Raw genomic sequence first — 19,045 nt, 5'->3', positions numbered from 1 at the left:
CTTCCTTCAATTGACGCGGGCGTCGGTTTCGAGGATTTCAGCGTCGGCGGACAGCGGCCGGCGCGGTGTGATGACCTGATCGGCATGCCCGTCGACGGGATTCCCGTGATGCGGCTGCGGCCCTTTGCCGACCAGTTTCATCATGTAGCCGATGCCCACCGTGAACACCGAGAAATAGATCACCACGAACAGCGCCAGCGAGATGCTCAACTGCGCGACACTGTGATTGGACGCGGCATCGGCGGTACGCAGCAGGCCATACACCACCCACGGCTGACGCCCGACTTCGGTGGTGATCCACCCGGCCAGCATGGCGATCAGGCCACTTGGCCCCATCCACAACATCAGGCGCAGGAACCAGCGATTGCGGTAAATGGCACCACTGCGACGCAGCGCCAGGCCGAGCACACCGGCCAGCACCATCAACATGCCCAGCCCGGCCATGACGCGGAAGCTCCAGAAGATGACCGTTGCATTTGGGCGATCCTCTTTCGGGAAGCTCTTGAGCGCGGGGATCTGCTTGTCGAGGCTGTGGGTCAGGATCAGGCTGCCCAGATACGGAATCTCGATGGCATATTTGGTCTTCTCGGCCTGCATATCGGGAATGCCGAACAGCACCAGCGGCGTGGCTTCGCTGCCGTTGTTTTCCCAGTGCCCTTCGATGGCCGCGATCTTCGCCGGTTGATGTTCCAGGGTATTCAAGCCGTGGGCGTCACCGACCACCGCCTGGATCGGCGCGACGATCAAGGCCATCCACAACGCCATCGACAGCATCTTGCGCACTTGTTTGGTGTCGTTGCCGCGCAGCAGGTGCCACGCCGCCGATGAGCCGACAAAGAACGCCGTGGCCACGAACGCGGCGATCGCCATGTGCGCCAGGCGGTACGGGAACGACGGGTTGAACACGATGGCCAGCCAGTCCAGCGGCATCACCCGACCGTCGACGATCTCGAAGCCCTGGGGCGTTTGCATCCAGCTGTTGGAGGCGAGAATCCAGAAGGTCGAAATCAGGGTGCCGATGGCGACCATGACCGTCGAGAAGAAGTGCAGACCGCGCCCTACCCGGTTCCAGCCGAACAGCATGACCCCGAGGAAACCGGCCTCGAGGAAGAACGCCGTGAGCACTTCATAGGTCAGCAAGGGCCCGGTGATGCTGCCGGCGAAATCGGAAAAGCGGCTCCAGTTGGTGCCGAACTCGTAGGCCATGACCAGCCCCGAGACCACGCCCATGCCGAAATTGACGGCGAAGATCTTCGACCAGAAATGGTAGAGATCGCGGTAGGTATCGTTGTGGGTCTTCAGCCAAAGCCCTTCGAGCACCGCCAGGAAACTGGCCAGCCCGATGGTGATGGCGGGAAAGATGATGTGGAACGAAACCGTGAACGCGAATTGCATGCGCGCCAGGTCCAGTGCCTCCAGGTTAAACATGTCGATATCCTCATCGCGGCTGAAAAACGGCGGCACACGGCCGGGCCACCGTCAGGCCTGGGAGCCTGCAGCCAATACAAGTCGAAAGGGTCAGGTGAGCGGCATCGGGCCGCCCCCGGTGCTAAGCGGCGGAAGTCGAAATCAGGTTGCTGGCCTTGGCCTGCTCCAGCCGGATGGCGACGAACTTGGAAGTCGGGGTGAAGGTGCGGTCACCATAACTTTCCAGCGGCACCAGCGGGTTGGTCTCGGGGTAGTAGGCCGCTGCCTGACCGGCCGGAATGTCGTAGGCGATCAGGGTGAAACCGCTGACCCGACGCTCGCGTTCGTCGTCCCACAGCGCCACCAGGTCGACCTTCTGCCCCGGTTCAAAACCCAGCCGGCGAATGTCCTGCTCGTTGGCGAACACCACGTCGCGCATGCCGTACACCCCGCGATAACGGTCATCCAGGCCGTACAGCGTGGTGTTGTACTGATCGTGGGAGCGCATGGTCTGCAGAATCAGGTGCGGCTTGACCGCCAGGTTGCGCACGCCCTCGCTGATCAGGTGCTCCGGCAGCACGCTCGGGGTGAACTGAGCCTTGCCGCTGGCGGTTTTCCAGATGCGCTTGGCCGCATCATTCGGCATGTGAAAACCGCCCGGATGCAGCAAGCGCCGGTTGAAATCCTCGAAGCCGGGAATGGTGTCGGCAATCATGTTACGGATGCGGCCGTAGTCGCCGATGGCCCAGTTCCAGTCGATCGGGTGCTTGCCCAGGGTCGCGGCGGCGATGCCGGCAATGATCGCAGGCTCGGAGCGCAGGTGTTTCGACTTCGGTTTCAGTTGACCGTGGGAGATGTGGATCATGCTGAAGGTGTCTTCCACCGTGACGCCTTGCGGGCCTTCGGCCTGGATGTCGATGTCGGTGCGGCCCAGGCACGGCAGGATCAGCGCTTCTCGACCGGTGACCAGATGGCTGCGGTTAAGCTTGGTGGCGATGTGCACGGTGAGGTCGCATTTGCGCAACGCGGCGTGGGTGCGCGGCGTGTCGGGGGTGGCCTGGGCGAAGTTGCCGCCCAGGGCGATAAACACTTTCGAACGCCCCTGCTCCATCGCGCCAATCGCCATCACAGTGTTGTGACCGTGCTCGCGCGGCGGCTTGAAGGAGAAGCGTTTTTCCAGGGCATCGAGCAAATCCGCAGGCGCCAACTCGTTGATGCCCATGGTGCGGTCGCCCTGCACATTACTGTGACCACGCACCGGCGACAGCCCCGCGCCCGGACGGCCGACGTTGCCGCGCAGCAGCATCAGGTTGATGACTTCCTGCAGCGTCGGCACCGAGTGCGTGTGCTGGGTCAGGCCCATCGCCCAGCACATGATCACGCGCTTGGACCGGGCGTAAATGCGGGCGGCGAGTTCGATATCAGCCAAAGTCATGCCCGACTGCTGCTCGATGTGCTCCCAGCTGGTTGCGTCGACTTCCCCCAGGTAAACGCCCATTCCCGAGGTGTGTTCGGCGATGAACTCATGGTCGAACACCGGCTCGCCACCGCTGACCTGTGCTTCGCGCTCCCACTGCAGCAGGAACTTGACCATGCCGCGCATGACCGCCATGTCGCCGCCCAGTGCCGGGCGGAAGTACGCGGTGTTGGTGGGCTCGGAGCCGTTCAGCAACATTTCGATCGGGTGCTGTGGATGCTGGAAGCGCTCCAATCCGCGCTCCTTGAGTGGATTGATGCAGATCACCTGTGCGCCGCGCTTGACCGCTTCGCGCAACGGCTCGAGCATCCGCGGGTGGTTGGTGCCGGGGTTCTGGCCAATGACGAAGATCGCATCGGCATGCTCCAGGTCGTCAAACACCACGGTGCCTTTGCCCACGCCGAGGCTTTCGATCATGCTCACCGCGCTGGCTTCGTGGCACATGTTCGAGCAGTCCGGAAAGTTGTTGGTGCCGTAGGCCCGGACAAACAGTTGATAGAGATAGGCGGCCTCGTTGCTGGCCCGGCCCGAGGTGTAGAACTCGGCCTGATCCGGCGACTCCAGCGCATTGAGGTGCCGGGCGATCGTCGCGAACGCTTCGTCCCAGGTGGTTTCCACGTAACGGTCGGTGGCCGCGTCATAACGCATCGGGTGGGTCAGGCGGCCCTGATACTCCAGCCAGTAATCGCTCTGCTCAGCCAGCGCCGAAACGCTGTATTTGTTGAAGAAGGCCGGGTCGACCAAACGGCCCGTGGCTTCCCAGTTAACCGCCTTGGCGCCGTTTTCGCAGAACTTGACCATGCCGTTTTCCGGCGACTCGCCCCAGGCGCAACCGGGGCAGTCGAACCCGCCGTTCTGGTTGGTCTTGAGCATGGCGCGAATGTTCTTCAGCGCGTTTTCACTGCCCAGCCAGTTCTTGGTAACAGCGATCAGCGCGCCCCAACCAGCGGCGGCACCTTTATAGGGTTTGTATCGGTCGACTTGAGACATGGTACTTCTCCGTGACAATGCACACAGGCTTCGACCTGATTCAGGTCATTGTTCGATTTGCGGAGAAAGCATATGAATGGCGTTTAAATATTGTCTAATCGCTATTTATGACCACATTATCGAAACGCTCTATCACTGATTTTTATCCTTTATTTTCAACGACCTGAAATCACTTAAAGCTCTTTTAATCACAAAATAAAGTTCATCATAGAGCCGGTCGATCACCCGGTCATCAATAGTGATTGGACGCCCGTTGAAGTTGCTCTTAGCCTGCGCTCAACAAATCCGTTATTAACGGAATTCGTAACTGTAGGAGCGAGCTCGCTCGCGATGGACCCAAGAGCACCGCGTGTAACCAGAAAGCACGCGTAATCGTTAACGACCATCGCGAGCAGAGCTCGCTCCTACAAGTTTTTCGGTGCCAGGAGAGGAAGTCATGTCAGAACGAGTCCTGATCGATGGGTTCGCAAGGCGCGTGGACTATCTGCGGATGTCGGTCACCGACCGCTGCGATTTCCGTTGCGTGTATTGCATGGCCGAGGACATGCAGTTTCTGCCGCGCCAACGGGTGCTGACCCTGGAAGAGATTTATCAACTGGCTGAAAGCTTCGTGGCGCTGGGCACCCGCAAGATCCGCCTGACCGGAGGCGAGCCGCTGATCCGCCCGGGGGTGGTGCAACTGTGCGAGAAGATCGCCGCCCTGCCCGGCCTGCGTGAACTGTGCATGACCACCAACGGTTCGCAGCTGGCCAAACTGGCCGGACCGTTGTTCGACGCCGGGGTCAAACGCCTCAACATCAGCCTCGATTGCCTGGACCCGCAACGTTTTCGCGAACTGACCCGCACCGGTGACCTGGCGCAGGTGATCAAGGGCATCGACGCGGCCAACAAGGCCGGATTTCGCAACACCAAGCTCAATTGCGTGGTGATGAAGGGCCGCAACGACCATGAGATCAATGATCTGGTGAGCTTTGCCATCGACCGTAACCTCGACATCTCTTTCATCGAGGAAATGCCGTTGGGCACCATCGATGAACACAGCCGCGCCGAATCGTTTTTCGCAAGCAGCCAGGTCCGCGAACGCATCGCCGAACGCTACACTTTGATTGATTCCGCCGAGTCGACCCAGGGTCCGTCGCGCTACTGGCGCCTGGCCGAGGCGCCACAGATTCGACTGGGGTTCATCTCACCCCACAGCCACAACTTTTGCGGCACCTGCAATCGGGTGCGGCTGACCGTGGAAGGACGTCTGCTGCTGTGCCTGGGCAATGAGCACTCAGTGGATCTCAAGGCTGTCTTGCGCAGCCACCCTGGACAGCCCGAGCGCCTGGAAAAGGCCATTATCGAGGCGATGAAACTCAAGCCTTATCGACACAACTTCGAAGTGAACGACGACGTTCAGGTTGTTCGCTTCATGAACATGACGGGCGGCTGAAACCCATGATCGTGAGACCCAAACCCAACCTGATCGGCGTGCTGACGTCGCTCAAGGGTTCGATTGCCAAGCGCATCGCCTGGCGCAGCCTGATGGTGACGCTGCTCGCCTCGGCCATCGTACTCATCGAAACCTTGCACCCCAGCTACTTTTCCAAGGTCAGCGCCACGCCCTTCACGCTGCTGGGTTTGTCGCTGTCGATCTTCATGAGTTTTCGCAACAACGCTTGCTACGACCGCTGGTATGAAGCGCGCAAGGCCTGGGGCGATGTGATCGTGGAGATCCGCTCGATGATTCGTGAAACCCTGGTGATCAAGGACACGGCAGAGCGACACATGATCCTCAGCAACCTTTGCGGCTTCGCCCATGCCCTCAACGCGCGTCTGCGCCAGGAAAACGAAATGGCCGCCAGTGGCGACTGGCTGCACCCGATGCCCAAGGGCAACTCCACAGACATCAGCGGGCAGATACTGATGCAGGTCGGTCAACAGTGCTCGACACTCAACGAGTCCGGGGCGATCAACGATTGGCGCTACACGCTCATGGCCAACCACCTGGCCAGCCTGACCCATGCCCAGGCCGTCTGTGAACGAATCAAGAACACCCCACTGCCGTTCCCCTACACCCTGCTGTTGCACCGCACCATCTACCTGTTCTGCATCCTCCTGCCGTTTGCCATGGCCGAACCCCTGGGCTGGCTGACACCGATCTTCACCGCGATTGTCAGCTACACCTTTTTCGGCCTGGATGCGATTGCCGACGAACTGGAAGACCCCTTCGGCCGCGATGAAAACGACCTGCCCACCGACGCCATCGTGCGCAACATCGAACGCGATGTGCTGGCGGCCCTGGGGGTGACGGAACTGCCGCCACAGCTGGAGCCGGTGGATTTTGTGTTGAACTGATATTCAGGACAAACGCAAAACCTGTGGGAGCGGGCTTGCTCCGGGCGGCGATCCGACGATAGCGGTCTGTCTGCGAACATCTCTGTTGGATTTGCCGGCCTCTTCGCGGGCAAGCCCGCTCCCACAGTATGTTTGCGGTATTCAGAACAACTCGCTGAAGGGTATGAACCGTGCCGTGTCACCCATTTCCAGCGTGCAGCCTTCCGGCACTTCCACCAGTCCATCCGCCCAGGAGGCGCCGAGCAATACGCCTGAGCTCTGGTTCGGATACAGCACCGCGCGACCGGCTTCGAGTTTCGCCCGCAGGTACTCGCGGCGGCTGCCGGGTTTGGGCCAGGCAAAGCCGACACTCACCAGGAAGCTCAAAGGCTCGACGTCTTCGACGCCCTGAATCCGCAACAGATAAGCCCGGGCCAACAGGCCGAAAGTGACCAGCGCCGATGTCGGATTGCCCGGCAGGCCAATCACCGGCACGCGGCCGAAGTGGCCCACGGTCAATGGCTTGCCGGGTTTGATCGAGAGTTTCCACAGCAACGGCTTGCCGCACTCGCGCAGCACCTGGCCGAGGCAGTCGGCGTCACCGGCGGACACGCCGCCCGTGCTGAGCATCAGGTCCGCCGTGTGTTGTAGCTGTTCGAGCTTGAGCCGCGTCTGGCGTGGCTCGTCGGGGAGAATGCCGGCATCGATGACCTCGCAACCCAACGCACTCAACCAATGGCTCAACAACGTGCGGTTGCTGTTGTAGATGCTGCCGGGCTTGAGTGGCGTGCCCGGGTCGACCAGTTCATCGCCGGTGGACAACAACGCCACCCGTGGTCGCCGCACGACCTGCACATGGGTGCAACCCTGCGCCGCCGCGACCGCCAGTTCGAACGGACCGAGGCGTTTGCCGGCGCGCAGCAGCACATCGCCGGCGCGGTTCTCCTGGCCTTGCGGGCGAATGTTGCTGCCGGCGCTCAAGGGCTGCTTGAAGCGGATACGCCCGTCATCCAGTACCTCGGTGTTCTCCTGCATCTCCACGCAGTTGGCACCCGGCGGAACCGGGGCGCCGGTGAAGATGCGCGCGCAGGTTCCCGGTGCCAGGGCTTCGGAGGCGTGACCGGCAAACACCTGCTGCGACACGCTCAGCGGTTCGCCGCCCCAACCGTCGACATTCAGGGCATAGCCGTCCATGGCACTGTTCGGCCACGGCGGCAGATCAAGGGTCGCCATCAGGTCACTGGCCAACACCCGTTGCCTGGCGCCACTCAGCGGTACCGCTTCACTGTCTTCAATCCACTGCGCCTCGGCCATTGTCAGCAGCCGGTCGATGGCTTGCTCCACCGACATCAGCGGTGAAGTGCTCATCCCCGCGTCCCGCAGGCTTGTACCGGCTTGAGGTGCGGAACGAAATTGCACGGCCGGTGGCGCGCGTCGAGTTGCTCGGCGAGGATGCCTTCCCAGGCGGTGCGGCAGGCGCCCGTGGAGCCCGGCAGGCAGCAGACCAGCGTGCCATTGGCCAGCCCGGCCAGGGCCCGGCTCTGCACCGTGGAGGTGCCGATGTCGAGGATCGAAATCGCCCGGAACAGCTCACCGAAGCCATCGATCTGCTTATCCAGCAAGCAGGCCACGGCCTCGGGAGTGCTGTCGCGACCGGTGAACCCGGTGCCGCCCGTGATCAGCACCACCTGGATGCCGTCGTCGGCAATCCAGTTCGCCACCTGCGCGCGGATCTTGTACAGGTCATCCTTGAGCAGGTTGCGCTCGCTGAGGGTGTGGCCGGCTTCCAGCAAGCGACTGACGAGTAACTGGCCGGAGGTGTCATTGGCATATTCACGGGTATCGCTAACGGTCAGCACGGCAATATTCAGGGGTATAAACAATGCATCCGGTTTGACGCTCATGGAGTTCTCCGGCAGATAAAAGTTAAATGACTTCCGGAGACTAATTCGATCAATCAAGCCGTGTCTAATCACTCTAACCAACCAGACTATCGAGCCGATCTATCAATATAAAAAGACCAGAAACAACATCAATGATAGAGCCCGTCGATAACCCCTTAGATAGCAGTGATTGGACGCACACTAAAGACAATGAGATCGTCCGCACCTCACGATTTCTGCCTCGCCTTGTGTCTTGCACACCTGAGTCAATACTTACCCCTTCACTCCCCCGCCAGCAGGTGCCGTCATGGACATCAAACAACTCAAGTTCCTGATCGCCCTGGAGCAGACCCGCCACTTCGGCCAGGCGGCCGCGCGCTGCCACATCACCCAGCCGACGCTGTCGATGCGCCTGCGCAACCTGGAGGATGAACTGGACCTGGTGCTGGTCACCCGGGGCCAGCGCTTCGAAGGTTTTACCGAGGCCGGCGAACGCGTGCTGGCGTGGGCCAGGACCCTGCTTGCCGCCCACGACGGGCTCTTCGCCGAGGCCGCCGCGTGCCGGGGCCAGCTCGTCGGCAACTTGCGCCTGGGGCTGGTGCCGCTGAGCAGCTTCAACCCGGTCACCTACATTCAGGGCCTGTCCCGCAGCTTTCCCGAGCTCAAGTACAGCCTGTCGTCCTTGAGTTCCGACCAGATCATCGAGGGCCTCGGCAACAATCAGCTGGACCTTGGCGTGTGCTACCTCGATCACGTCAACCCGAGCTATTTCGAGTTTTTCGAGATCGGCGAGACCCGCGTCGGCCTGCTGTACGACAACCGTCACTTCCATTTCGACGGCACGCAAATGAGCTGGGAGGACGCCGCCGAACTGCCGCTGGGGATGCTCAGCAACGGCATGCACTACCGCAAATCCATCGACCTGAGTTTTCGCAGCCGCGGACTGGACCCGCAGCCGATCCTGGAAAGCGACTCGACCTACCAGTTGCTGCAGGCGATTCACGAAGGTTTCTGCTGCGCGATCATGCCGCTGGACAGTGGCCTGGAAGAGCCCATCGAACACCTGTCGTTCATCGAATTGCCGGATGCCAGCGTGCTCGCGCCCCTGGGCCTGGTGATGCGCAAGACTGAACCGCGCTCGGCGATTGCCGAGAAGTGTTTCGCCGAAGCACGAACGTTATTCAGCCGGACCAACTGATCAAGTTACGGCTTTATATAAAACCGAACCGGACATGTTTGCCCAGCTTGATAGACATCACCAATCGGCGCATCGGAACAAGCGATTGGACGCGTTGAAAAGTTACCCGTAGCCTGAACTTAATTCAGCGCTTCGAGGTTCTTTTCATGTTGTGCCAAGTTGAACAAGCCGATGTTCGAAGCGACACTAACGCCCCCGCACCAAAACCGCTGAATGTGAACTTTCGCGAGTACGACAATGCCGCATCAGTTTGTCAGGCGGCGCTGGCATCAGAGATTGCCCTGGCAATCACCTACAACGGTTTGAGTCAGGCCGTGATGATGGTGTCGCCGGGCAACCTCGAAGATTTCATCCGTGGTTTCAGCGTCAGCAACGACATCGTTGCGCACCAGAGCGAAATCTACGACTTGCGCCTCACCCACTTCGACCAGGCCGTTCAAGCAGACGTACAGATCTCCAGCCGCGCGTTCTGGGCGTTGAAAAACCATCGCCGGCAAATGGCCGGCACCAGTGGCTGCGGGCTGTGCGGTGTGGAAGCCTTGGAGCAGGCCCTGCCGAAAATGGACATTCTCGACCCGGTGCCCCTGCCGCCCGCCGCGCATTTCATCGACATCCGCAACCGCATCGAACAGGCACAACAAATGGCCCGCAGCAGCGGCGCACTGCACGCGGCGCTGTACTTCGACAGCGAAGGCAACGCTCTGATCTGCCGCGAAGACATCGGCCGCCACAACGCCCTGGACAAGTTGATCGGAGCCCTGCAACACGCCGGTATCGACAGCCGTAGCGGCTTCACCGTGGTCACCAGCCGTTGCAGCCTGGAACTGATCCACAAGGCCGTCAGGGCCAGGCTCGGCACGCTGGTCAGCCTGTCGGCGCCCACCGCCCTGACCGTGCAATGGGCGATCAAACATCGCCTCAACCTGATTCACGTCCCCCACCGCAACGCACCACGCATTTACAGCCCGGCATGATGCCTTCACCTGATCACCGCGCTGGCAAGCGCAGGAACCTCCCATGACAGACATTGCAGATGCAGCGCCCGATGGCCTGACCCACCTCGACCGCCAGGGTCGCGCCAACATGGTCGATGTCAGCGAAAAAGCCCCGACACAGCGCGAAGCCCAGGCCCAGGCCTGGGTGCGGATGCGCCCGGAAACCTTGAAGCTGATTCAAAGCGACGGCCACCCCAAGGGCGATGTATTTGCCGTGGCGCGGATCGCCGGAATCATGGCAGCGAAGAAAACCCATGAGCTGATCCCGCTGTGCCACACCCTGCTGCTCAGTTCGATCCACGTCGAACTCAAGGCCTGCACACCGGACAGCGTGAAAATCCTCGGCACCTGCCGCGTCGAGGGCCAGACCGGGGTCGAACTCGAAGCCCTCACCGCCGTGAGCGTGGCGGCGTTGACCCTCTACGACATGTGCAAGGCAGTGGACCGAGGCATGGTCATCGATAACATCCGACTGCTCAGTAAACAAGGTGGCCGCTCCGGTCATTTCAAGTTCGAGGACGCACAATGATCCTGATCAACTACTTCGCCCGTTACCGCGAGCAGCTCAACCTGGGCGGCGAAAAACTGCCCCTGACCGACAGCCTCAAGACCATCGAAGACGTGCGCCGACTGCTGATGGCTCGCGGTGAACTGTGGAGCCATGTGCTGGGTGAGAACAACCTGATGTGTGCGCTGAACCAGGAGCTGTGCCATCCGCACCGGGTGATCGAGGACTATGACGAGATCGCCTTTTTTCCACCGGTCACCGGGGGTTGAGGCATGACGGTACGGGTCCAGCGTGAAGTGTTCGACGTCGGCCGCTTGATCGACAGCCTGCAGGCGAACGATCCGGGGGTGGGTGCAGTGGTCAACTTCGTCGGCTACGTGCGCGACATCAATCAGGGTGAGGCGGTCACAGGGTTGTTTCTGGAGCACTACCCGGGCATGACCGAACGCTCGCTGCAAAAAATCATCGACAACGCCAGGGCCCGATGGCCACTGAGGGCCGTGGAGATCGTGCATCGGATCGGCCCCTTGTCGATCAGCGAGCCGATCGTGTTTGTCGGCGTCAGCAGCCCCCATCGTCAAGCCGCTTTCGAAGCCTGTGTGTTCATCATGGACTACCTGAAAACTGATGCACCGTTCTGGAAACGCGAAGACGTGGCGAGCGGCGCGCGCTGGGTCGATGCCCGTGACAGCGACCGCTCAGCCGTCGAGCGCTGGGCAGAAACGCAACATCAGGCGGCTATGCAACGCGCGCCGGCGTAGCTACAGTCATTGGCTCAAAGCTTTTCTGCACAAGGAATTTTCGCTTGAGCCCCACGCCCTCCCCGAACACGCAACAGGATGTGCCGCAGCCCCGGTCCATCAGCCTGCGCGAAGCCTTCCTGTTCTGGCTCAAGCTTGGCTTCATCAGTTTCGGCGGGCCGGCGGGGCAGATTTCGATCATGCACCAGGAGCTGGTCGAGCGCCGGCGCTGGATCTCCGAGCGGCGCTTTCTGCATGCCCTCAACTATTGCATGTTGCTGCCCGGGCCCGAGGCTCAGCAGTTGGCAACCTACATCGGCTGGCTGATGCACCGGACCTGGGGCGGTGTGATCGCTGGCGTGCTGTTTGTGTTGCCGTCGCTGTTCATCCTGATTGCGCTGTCCTGGGTGTACATCGCCTTTGGCGAAGTGCCCGTGGTCGCCGGATTGTTCTATGGGATCAAGCCTGCGGTCACGGCAATCGTGGTGCAGGCGGCTCACCGGATCGGCTCGCGGGCGCTGAAGAACGGCTGGTTATGGGGCATTGCCGCCGCGTCCTTCGTGGCCATCTTCGTGCTCAATATGCCGTTTCCGCTGATCGTGCTCGGCGCGGCGGTCATCGGCTTTTTCGGCGGGCGTCTGGCACCGGAAAAATTCAGGACCGGTGGCCACAGTGCGGCGAAAAAGTCCTTCGGCCAGGCCGTGATCGACGATGACACCCCAACCCCTGAACACGCCCGCTTCAGTGCCTGGAAACTGGCGCGCCTCGCCGTGATCGGTGCAATCTTGTGGACGTTGCCCATGGCCATGCTCACCGCACTGTTCGGCTGGGAAGGCACGCTGACGCAGATGGCCTGGTTCTTCACCAAGGCCGCGCTGCTGACCTTTGGCGGCGCCTACGCGGTGCTGCCGTATGTCTACCAGGGCGCGGTCGGTCACTACGCATGGCTGACGCCGACGCAGATGATCGACGGCCTGGCGCTCGGTGAAACCACTCCAGGTCCGCTGATCATGGTCGTCGCCTTCGTCGGGTTCATCGGCGCCTACGTGCATCAGGTCTTCGGGCCGGATCAAGCGTTTGTCGCTGGTGCCGTGGCCGCCACGCTGGTGACCTGGTTCACCTTCCTGCCTTCGTTCCTGTTCATCCTCGCCGGCGGGCCGCTGGTGGAGTCGACGCACAACGAACTCAAGTTCACCGCGCCGCTGACGGCCATTACGGCCGCCGTGGTGGGCGTGATTCTCAATCTGGCCTGTTTCTTTGGCTACCACGTGCTGTGGCCCAAAGGCTTCGAAGGACCACTGGACTGGCCTTCGCTGCTGATCGCGATGGTGGCGGGCATTGCATTGCTTCGGTTCAAGCGCGGGGTGATCGAGGTGCTGATCGGTTGCGGGTTGATCGGCCTCGGTGTGCACCTGATGTCCTGAATCAAACATTTACACGCGCCCCAATCCTCCCTAGTATCCAGCCATCCCCGGATGGCTTGTCCTGCTCGCCACCGACGATTTCCGCCGCCGGAAACCTGCGCCATGCGTACTTTGCCGTCAGAACAGCACCTGCTGAACCTCTCGAACCTGGCCACCTCGCTGCTGGCCGTGGACGGCATTGCATGAAGCGCATCGTCAACCTGCCCATGGCCCTGCGCCGCTCCAAACTGCGTCACTCCGCACGTCCGCCGGATAGCGCCCTGCTCGCCTGATCGGCGAGCCCCCTCCTTCGCTATCCCTGCGTTTGCTCAGCGTATGCAATCCCTGTGGGAGCGAGCCTGCTCGCCCCCACAGGTTGCGCACTTCGACTGGCTGGCATTGGGTTCTCCCAAATTTGCTAGGACACCGACATGACTCAACGTTGCAATTCCTACTACACCGCCACCCTCAACCAGGACACCGATTACCCGACTCTGCAAGGCCGGCACCGGGTTGACGTGCTGATCATCGGCGGCGGTTTCACCGGCGTGGCCACCGCCGTCGAGCTGGCGGAAAAAGGCCTGAAGGTCGCCATCGTCGAAAGCCACAAGATCGGCTGGGGCGCCACCGGGCGCAACGGTGGCCAGGTCACCGGCAGCCTGTCGGGCGACGAGGCCATGCGCAAACAGATGCGCCGTACCATCGGTGATGAAGTCGACGATTTCATCTGGAACCTGCGCTGGCGCGGGCACCAGATCATCCAGCAGCGCGTGGAAAAGTACGGCATCGCCTGCGACCTCAAGCAAGGCCACCTGCACGCTGCGTACAAACCCGCGCACATGCTCGGCTTGCGCAAGGATTACGACGAGGCGGTGCACCGTGGCATGGGCGACGAGGTCAGCCTGCTCGACCGCAGCCAGGTGCGCGACCTGCTGCAAAGCGACCTCTACCACGGCGCGATCAAGAACACCCGCAACCTGCACCTGCATCCGCTCAATCTGTGCATCGGCGAGGCTCGCGCAGCCGAGAGCCTGGGTGCGTTGATCTTCGAGAACAGCGAAGTGCTGGAGATCATCCACGGCGATGGCCTTCACAAGAGCCCGGGCGTACGCACCGCCCACGGGCAGATCGACGCCAACCAGGTACTGCTGGCCGGCGACGTCTACCACAAGCTGGAACCTGGCAAGCTCAAGGGCAAGATTTTCCCGGCCATGGGCGGCATCGTCACCACCGCGCCGCTGGGCGATCTGGCCAGGCAGATCAACCCCGAAGACCTGGCGGTCTACGACTGCCGTTTCGTGCTCGACTACTACCGCCTCACCGCCGACGGTCGCCTGTTGTTCGGTGGCGGCGCCAACTACAGCGGCAAGGATTCGCGGGACATCGCCGCCGAACTGCGCCCGTGCATCGAACAGACCTTCCCGGCGCTTAAAGGCGTGGCCATCGACTACCAGTGGAGCTGCGCGATGGGCATCGTGATCAACCGCATCCCGCAACTGGGCAAGCTGTCGGACAACGTCTGGTATTGCCAGGGCTACTCCGGCCACGGCATCGCCACCACCCACATCATGGGAGAAATCATGGGCCGGGCGATCACAGGAAAACTGGAACAGTTCGACACCTTCGCCGCCTGCCAGCACATCCGCGTGCCCATGGGCGACCTGCTCGGCAACCCGATGCTCGCCGCCGGCATGTGGTACTACCAGATGCTTGAGCGATTGCGCTGAGGTTGTTGGCCGGCACATTCAGCATGGATGCTGCCTGAGCGGGCCTCTTCGCGAGCAGGCTCGCTCCCACAGAGACCCACTCAAGCCTGCACCACCTCTATCCCCAGCGCCCGGTAGTCCTCGACATTGCCAGACGCCACATGCCGTTCGGTGATCAGCGTGTGCACGCGGTTGCAGGGCGCGACGACAAAGGGTTCCACCGCGCCGAGTTTGTCCGCCGTGGTGACGGCAATCACATGGGAGGCGCAGTCGAGCATCGCCTGTTTCACCGGCACTTCATCAAAATGCAGTGAGCTCAAGCCCACCTGCGGGTGAATCGCGCAGACTCCGGTAAACAGCAGATCGGCCTTGATGCCCGCCAGCAGCCGCAGGGTTTCGTGGCCGCTGGCCGACATCGTCGCCGGGTTGAGCTGGCCGCCCGCCAGGATCACCTTGATGCCTTTGTATTCGGACAAGGTGATGGCCGTCATCGGCGACGCGGTGATCGCGGTAATGGCGATCTGCGCTGGTAGCGAACGCGCGATCTGCAAGGTGGTGGTGCCGGAATCGAACACCACGATCTGACCGTCCTGCACCCGTAGCGCAGCCAATTGCGCCAGATGGGTTTTCACCTCGTCGGTTTCGCTGATCCGGGTGAAATAGTCCTTGCCAGTGTCTTTGGGCCGCGGCAACGCCCCGCCATGCACCCGCTGCACCAGGCCGGCACTGGCCAGCTCCGCCAGATCGCGGCGGATGGTGTCTTCGGACACCGCGAAATGCTGGCTCAACTCCGAGGCCATGACCTTGCCATCACGTTCGAGGATCAACAGGATTTTTTGCCGGCGTACTGAAGGAAGTTCGGCAGCAGAATGGTTGTCGTGCATGTTTTTGCTCGTTTATGCGTGTAACTGCGCGTTTCAGCGAGATTAGCCAAAACACGGGACAAACACAAACGGGCGGCCGGGCAAACACCTCCAGGTATCATTTTTTTCGATCTTTCAAATCATTACGCCGAATTTTTCATTTTCCTGTGACCTGTTCAAGATGGCGCCGTCACTCATGCTTTGGATGAAAACTTCATGAATATCAATTTTGCTTTTGCGTGCATGATCGTGGTCTCGTTCACCATTGCGCTGGTTCACGCCTGACCGACAGGTCGTGAGGCGTCAAGATGTGCAAGGTCGCGGTAAAAGCCTGACAGATCAGGAATATGCTCTATAAACAGTGGTGACACGATTTCCGATCAGGGGGAACTGGAAGGCTCCCCCGGAAGTTGATCTCTAAAAAAGCTGCGGACAATTGAGTGCCCGCCAGGAGACACCACCGATGAAAGCCCTGAAAATCGCCGCCAGTGAAGGCGCATCCGCATGTTTCCTGAACGCCCGGGAGGTGGTCCCGCTCGGTCACACAGACTTCACCGACGTCGCCGTGGCCGTGGTGTCGGTCAATGACGTGTTGGCCGGATCCCTCGACGCCATTCAGCGCACCGGTTTTGATATCCCGATTTTCCTGGTGGCGTCCCCCGGCACCAGCACCCACCCCCGGGAAGTCTACAAACACCTCAATGACGTGCTGCTGCAAGTGAACGGCATCTTCGACCTGGCCCCCAGCAACGTCGAATACCATGGCAACCAACTGGAAACAGCGGCTAAGGCCTACGAAGAAAGCCTGCTGCCACCCTTCTTCGACTCGCTCAAACACTACACCGAAGCGGCCAACGCCACCTTTGCCTGCCCCGGTCACCAGGGCGGCCAGTTCTTTCGCAAGCACCCGGCCGGTCGGCAGTTTTTCGACTTCTTCGGCGAGACGCTGTTTCGCGCCGACATGTGCAACGCCGACGTCAAGCTCGGCGACCTGCTGATCCACGAAGGCCCGGCGCTGCTGGCGCAGAAACACGCCGCGCAAGTGTTCAATGCGGACAAGACCTACTTCGTGCTCAACGGCACCTCGGCCTCGAACAAGGTGGTGACCAACGCCCTGTTGACCCCCGGCGACCTGGTGCTGTTCGACCGCAACAACCACAAGTCCAATCACCAGGGCGCGTTGCTGCAGGCCGGTGCCACGCCGGTCTATCTGGAAACCGCGCGCAACCCGTACGGCTTTATCGGCGGTATCGACGCCCACTGTTTCGAAGAAGACTACCTGCGCGAACTGATTGCCGAGGTCGCCCCGGACAAGGCGCAACAGCCGCGGCCATTCCGCCTGGCGATCATTCAACTGGGCACCTACGACGGCACCATCTACAACGCCCGCCAGGTGGTCGACCGCATCGGCAAGCTGTGTGACTACATCCTGTTCGACTCGGCGTGGGTCGGCTACGAACAGTTCATTCCGATGATGAAAGACTGCTCGCCGCTGTTGCTCGACCTCAACGAGAACGACCCGGGCATCTTCGTCACCCAGTCGGTGCACAAACAGCAGGCCGGTTTTTCCCAGGCCTCCCAGGTGCACAAGAAGGACCGCCACATCAAAGGCCAGGCGCGCTATTGCAATCATCACCGGCTCAACAACGCGTTCATGGCCCAGGCGTCCACCAGCCCGTTCTACCCGTTGTTCGCCTCGCTGGATGTGAATGCGCGCATTCACTCAGGCCGCAGCGGCCTGCGCCTGTGGGAAGACTGCGTGAAGTTCGGCATCGAAGCGCGCAAGTTGATCCTCGAAGCCTGCACCATGGTCCGCCCATTCGTGCCCCACACCATTGAAGGGCGTGCGTGGGAAGACTATCCGACGGAAGAAATCGCCAACGACATCCGCTTCTTCGAGTTCCATCCCAAGGACCGCTGGCACGCCTTTGCCGGCTACGCCGAGAAGCAGTACTTCATCGACCCGTGCAAATTGCTGTTCACCACGCCGGGCATCGACCCGGTGGACGGCAGCTACACCGACTTCGGCATTCACGCCGGCATCCTGGCCAACTTCCTGCGCGAGAACGGCATCGTCCCGGAAAAGTGCGACCTCAACTCGATCCTGTTCCTGCTCACGCCGGCCGAAGACTGGGCGAAGATGACCCACCTGGCCGCGCAAATCGCCCGCTTCGAACGCTTCATCAGCGATGACGCACCGATGAGCCGGGTGCTGCCGGCCATCTACGCGCAGCATCAGGAACGCTATCGCAACTACACCATTCGCCAGCTCTGCCAGGAAATGCACGACCTGTATCGCAGCCACAATGTGCAGCAGTTGCAGAGGGACATGTTCCGCAAGGAACACTTCCCGAAAAAGGCCATGAACCCGCAGCAAGCGCAAATCGAGTACATCCGCGGCAACGTCGAACTGGTGGCCCTGGCGGAGGCCGACGGGCGCATTGCCGCCGAGGGTGCGTTGCCTTATCCGCCGGGGGTGCTGTGCGTGGTACCGGGGGAGATCTGGGGTGGCGCGGTGCTCAAGTACTTCCTGGCCCTGGAAGAAGGCATCAACCGCTTGCCCGGTTTCACGCCGGAGTTGCAAGGGGTGTACCTGAAGCAGGAAGGCGGTCGTACCCGGGCGTATGGGTACGTGATCAAGGCCTGATGGCATGTGGCAGGAGCCAGGAGCCAGGAGCCAGGAGCCAGGAGCCAGCGTGGGCCGGCTCCTGCCCAATGCATCGTTCTAGAATTTCTCCGCGATGAACTTGAACGGATAGTTCGGATCCCGATAGTTACCAGGACTTTGGCGCTTGGGCAGCTTCACTTTCGCCCGCGGTACTTCTTCATAAGGAATACTGTTCAGCACATCGCTGATGATGTTCAGTCGCGCCCGTCGCTTGTCATTGGAGTTGGCGACCCGCCACGGGGCGAATTCGGTGTCGGTGGCCTCGAACATGTCGTCCCGGGCACGGGAGTAGTCGTACCAGCGGTTATAGGACTTGAGGTCCATGGGTGACAGCTTCCAAATCTTGCGCCCGTCGGTGATACGCTCCTTGAGGCGTCGGGTCTGTTCTTCCTGGCTCACTTCAAGCCAGTACTTGATCAGGATGATTCCCGACTCGACCAGTGCATGCTCGACGCGCGGCACCACGCTGAGAAAATTGCGCACCTGTTCTTCGCTGCAAAACCCCATGACCCGCTCAACACCGGCGCGGTTGTACCAGCTGCGATCGAAGATCACCACTTCACCAGCCGCCGGCAGGTGCGGCAGATAACGCTGCACATACATCTGGCTTTTTTCCCGCTCGGTCGGCGCCGGCAGCGCCATTACCCGGAACACCCGCGGACTGACCCGTTCGGTGAGCGCCTTGATGGTCCCGCCCTTGCCGGCGCCGTCACGGCCCTCGAAGATGATGCAGATCTTCGCGCCCGTGTGCTGCACCCACTCCTGCAGCTTGACCATCTCGACATGTAGCTGTGCCAGCTCCTCGAGATACACCTTGTTCTTGAGCTTGTCGCTTTCAACAGGTTTGCTTTTGGTTGCCGCCTTCTTCTTCGCCATGCCCGTTAACTC

At 61.1% G+C, this 19,045-nt stretch carries 16 protein-coding genes; 10 read left to right on the top strand and 6 right to left on the bottom strand.

Going from position 1 to position 19,045, the window contains the following annotated elements; all coding sequences use genetic code 11:
* Positions 1 to 6: 6 nt before the first annotated feature.
* Both AC3ITY_RS12370 and AC3ITY_RS12365 read right to left on the bottom strand, forming a co-directional pair.
* Positions 7 to 1,428, bottom strand: coding sequence for a cytochrome ubiquinol oxidase subunit I (locus AC3ITY_RS12370; protein WP_489309444.1), 1,422 nt, complete (start codon positions 1,426 to 1,428; stop codon positions 7 to 9).
* Positions 1,429 to 1,549: 121 nt separating this feature from the next.
* Positions 1,550 to 3,874, bottom strand: coding sequence for an FdhF/YdeP family oxidoreductase (locus AC3ITY_RS12365; protein ID WP_489309442.1), 2,325 nt, complete (start codon positions 3,872 to 3,874; stop codon positions 1,550 to 1,552).
* A gap of 436 nt (positions 3,875 to 4,310) precedes the next feature.
* On the opposite strand from AC3ITY_RS12365, the gene moaA reads away from it, so the two are divergent.
* Positions 4,311 to 5,309 (top strand): GTP 3',8-cyclase MoaA, encoded by a 999-nt coding sequence (gene moaA, locus AC3ITY_RS12360; RefSeq protein WP_489309440.1) that lies wholly within the window; start codon positions 4,311 to 4,313, stop codon positions 5,307 to 5,309.
* Between the two features lie 5 nt (positions 5,310 to 5,314).
* Positions 5,315 to 6,214 (top strand): bestrophin family protein, encoded by a 900-nt coding sequence (locus tag AC3ITY_RS12355; protein WP_489309438.1) that lies wholly within the window; start codon positions 5,315 to 5,317, stop codon positions 6,212 to 6,214.
* 141 nt (positions 6,215 to 6,355) lie between these two features.
* On the opposite strand, the gene AC3ITY_RS12350 is transcribed toward AC3ITY_RS12355, so the two are convergent.
* Positions 6,356 to 7,561 carry a molybdopterin molybdotransferase MoeA gene (locus AC3ITY_RS12350; RefSeq protein WP_489309436.1) on the bottom strand — a complete coding sequence of 402 codons (1,206 nt, stop codon included), beginning with the start codon at positions 7,559 to 7,561 and terminating at the stop codon, positions 6,356 to 6,358.
* On the bottom strand, positions 7,558 to 8,097 hold the full coding sequence (gene moaB / locus AC3ITY_RS12345; protein ID WP_007976036.1) for a molybdenum cofactor biosynthesis protein B: 540 nt from the start codon (positions 8,095 to 8,097) through the stop codon (positions 7,558 to 7,560). The genes AC3ITY_RS12350 and moaB overlap by 4 nt, the downstream gene beginning before the upstream one ends.
* A 286-nt stretch (positions 8,098 to 8,383) precedes the next feature.
* On the opposite strand from moaB, the gene AC3ITY_RS12340 reads away from it, so the two are divergent.
* The 7 genes from AC3ITY_RS12340 (at position 8,384) to AC3ITY_RS12310 (ending at position 14,647) form a co-directional block, all read left to right on the top strand.
* Positions 8,384 to 9,274 carry a LysR family transcriptional regulator gene (locus AC3ITY_RS12340; protein ID WP_489309434.1) on the top strand — a complete coding sequence of 297 codons (891 nt, stop codon included), beginning with the start codon at positions 8,384 to 8,386 and terminating at the stop codon, positions 9,272 to 9,274.
* Between the two features lie 146 nt (positions 9,275 to 9,420).
* Entirely contained in the window at positions 9,421 to 10,248 is an 828-nt protein-coding gene (gene fdhD / locus AC3ITY_RS12335; protein WP_489309432.1) for a formate dehydrogenase accessory sulfurtransferase FdhD, read from the top strand.
* Positions 10,249 to 10,291: 43 nt separating this feature from the next.
* Positions 10,292 to 10,798 (top strand): cyclic pyranopterin monophosphate synthase MoaC, encoded by a 507-nt coding sequence (moaC, locus tag AC3ITY_RS12330; RefSeq protein WP_489309430.1) that lies wholly within the window; start codon positions 10,292 to 10,294, stop codon positions 10,796 to 10,798.
* Positions 10,795 to 11,046, top strand: a complete 252-nt coding sequence (moaD, locus tag AC3ITY_RS12325) for a molybdopterin converting factor subunit 1 (RefSeq protein ID WP_489309428.1) — start codon at positions 10,795 to 10,797, stop codon at positions 11,044 to 11,046. The genes moaC and moaD overlap by 4 nt, the downstream gene beginning before the upstream one ends.
* A 3-nt stretch (positions 11,047 to 11,049) precedes the next feature.
* Positions 11,050 to 11,538 (top strand): molybdopterin synthase catalytic subunit MoaE, encoded by a 489-nt coding sequence (moaE, locus tag AC3ITY_RS12320; RefSeq protein WP_489309426.1) that lies wholly within the window; start codon positions 11,050 to 11,052, stop codon positions 11,536 to 11,538.
* Between the two features lie 44 nt (positions 11,539 to 11,582).
* The gene (chrA, locus tag AC3ITY_RS12315) at positions 11,583 to 12,941 is read left to right on the top strand and encodes a chromate efflux transporter (protein WP_489309424.1); all 1,359 of its coding nucleotides are present in this window, start codon (positions 11,583 to 11,585) and stop codon (positions 12,939 to 12,941) included.
* A gap of 410 nt (positions 12,942 to 13,351) precedes the next feature.
* Positions 13,352 to 14,647: an NAD(P)/FAD-dependent oxidoreductase gene (locus tag AC3ITY_RS12310; RefSeq protein WP_489309422.1), complete on the top strand. Its 1,296-nt coding sequence runs from the start codon at positions 13,352 to 13,354 to the stop codon at positions 14,645 to 14,647.
* 80 nt (positions 14,648 to 14,727) lie between these two features.
* Here AC3ITY_RS12310 and AC3ITY_RS12305 read toward each other — a convergent pair whose 3' ends face one another.
* Positions 14,728 to 15,510 carry a DeoR/GlpR family DNA-binding transcription regulator gene (locus AC3ITY_RS12305; protein WP_489309420.1) on the bottom strand — a complete coding sequence of 261 codons (783 nt, stop codon included), beginning with the start codon at positions 15,508 to 15,510 and terminating at the stop codon, positions 14,728 to 14,730.
* Positions 15,511 to 15,952: 442 nt separating this feature from the next.
* Here AC3ITY_RS12305 and speF point away from each other — a divergent pair, with 442 nt between their 5' ends.
* The gene (gene speF, locus AC3ITY_RS12300; RefSeq protein ID WP_489309418.1) at positions 15,953 to 18,136 is read left to right on the top strand and encodes an ornithine decarboxylase SpeF; all 2,184 of its coding nucleotides are present in this window, start codon (positions 15,953 to 15,955) and stop codon (positions 18,134 to 18,136) included.
* Between the two features lie 78 nt (positions 18,137 to 18,214).
* Here speF and ppk2 read toward each other — a convergent pair whose 3' ends face one another.
* Positions 18,215 to 19,033: a polyphosphate kinase 2 gene (gene ppk2, locus AC3ITY_RS12295; protein WP_489309416.1), complete on the bottom strand. Its 819-nt coding sequence runs from the start codon at positions 19,031 to 19,033 to the stop codon at positions 18,215 to 18,217.
* Between the last annotated feature and the right edge of the window lie 12 nt (positions 19,034 to 19,045).

The sequence above is a fragment of the Pseudomonas sp. GL_091 genome, from assembly GCF_057837725.1.
The sequence above is the reverse complement of the archived record's forward strand: the minus strand, read 5'-3'. Positions and strand labels throughout refer to the sequence as shown.

Bases quoted from the DNA above. Each gene is read 5' to 3' on its own strand.
- AC3ITY_RS12370 (WP_489309444.1), bottom strand. From the start codon at position 1,428: ATGTTTAACCTGGAGGCACTGGACCTGGCGCGCATGCAATTCGCGTTC.
- AC3ITY_RS12365 (WP_489309442.1), bottom strand. From the start codon at position 3,874: ATGTCTCAAGTCGACCGATACAAACCCTATAAAGGTGCCGCCGCTGGT.
- moaA (WP_489309440.1), top strand. From the start codon at position 4,311: ATGTCAGAACGAGTCCTGATCGATGGGTTCGCAAGGCGCGTGGACTAT.
- AC3ITY_RS12355 (WP_489309438.1), top strand. From the start codon at position 5,315: ATGATCGTGAGACCCAAACCCAACCTGATCGGCGTGCTGACGTCGCTC.
- AC3ITY_RS12350 (WP_489309436.1), bottom strand. From the start codon at position 7,561: ATGAGCACTTCACCGCTGATGTCGGTGGAGCAAGCCATCGACCGGCTG.
- moaB (WP_007976036.1), bottom strand. From the start codon at position 8,097: ATGAGCGTCAAACCGGATGCATTGTTTATACCCCTGAATATTGCCGTG.
- AC3ITY_RS12340 (WP_489309434.1), top strand. From the start codon at position 8,384: ATGGACATCAAACAACTCAAGTTCCTGATCGCCCTGGAGCAGACCCGC.
- fdhD (WP_489309432.1), top strand. From the start codon at position 9,421: ATGTTGTGCCAAGTTGAACAAGCCGATGTTCGAAGCGACACTAACGCC.
- moaC (WP_489309430.1), top strand. From the start codon at position 10,292: ATGACAGACATTGCAGATGCAGCGCCCGATGGCCTGACCCACCTCGAC.
- moaD (WP_489309428.1), top strand. From the start codon at position 10,795: ATGATCCTGATCAACTACTTCGCCCGTTACCGCGAGCAGCTCAACCTG.
- moaE (WP_489309426.1), top strand. From the start codon at position 11,050: ATGACGGTACGGGTCCAGCGTGAAGTGTTCGACGTCGGCCGCTTGATC.
- AC3ITY_RS12310 (WP_489309422.1), top strand. From the start codon at position 13,352: ATGACTCAACGTTGCAATTCCTACTACACCGCCACCCTCAACCAGGAC.
- AC3ITY_RS12305 (WP_489309420.1), bottom strand. From the start codon at position 15,510: ATGCACGACAACCATTCTGCTGCCGAACTTCCTTCAGTACGCCGGCAA.
- speF (WP_489309418.1), top strand. From the start codon at position 15,953: ATGAAAGCCCTGAAAATCGCCGCCAGTGAAGGCGCATCCGCATGTTTC.
- ppk2 (WP_489309416.1), bottom strand. From the start codon at position 19,033: ATGGCGAAGAAGAAGGCGGCAACCAAAAGCAAACCTGTTGAAAGCGAC.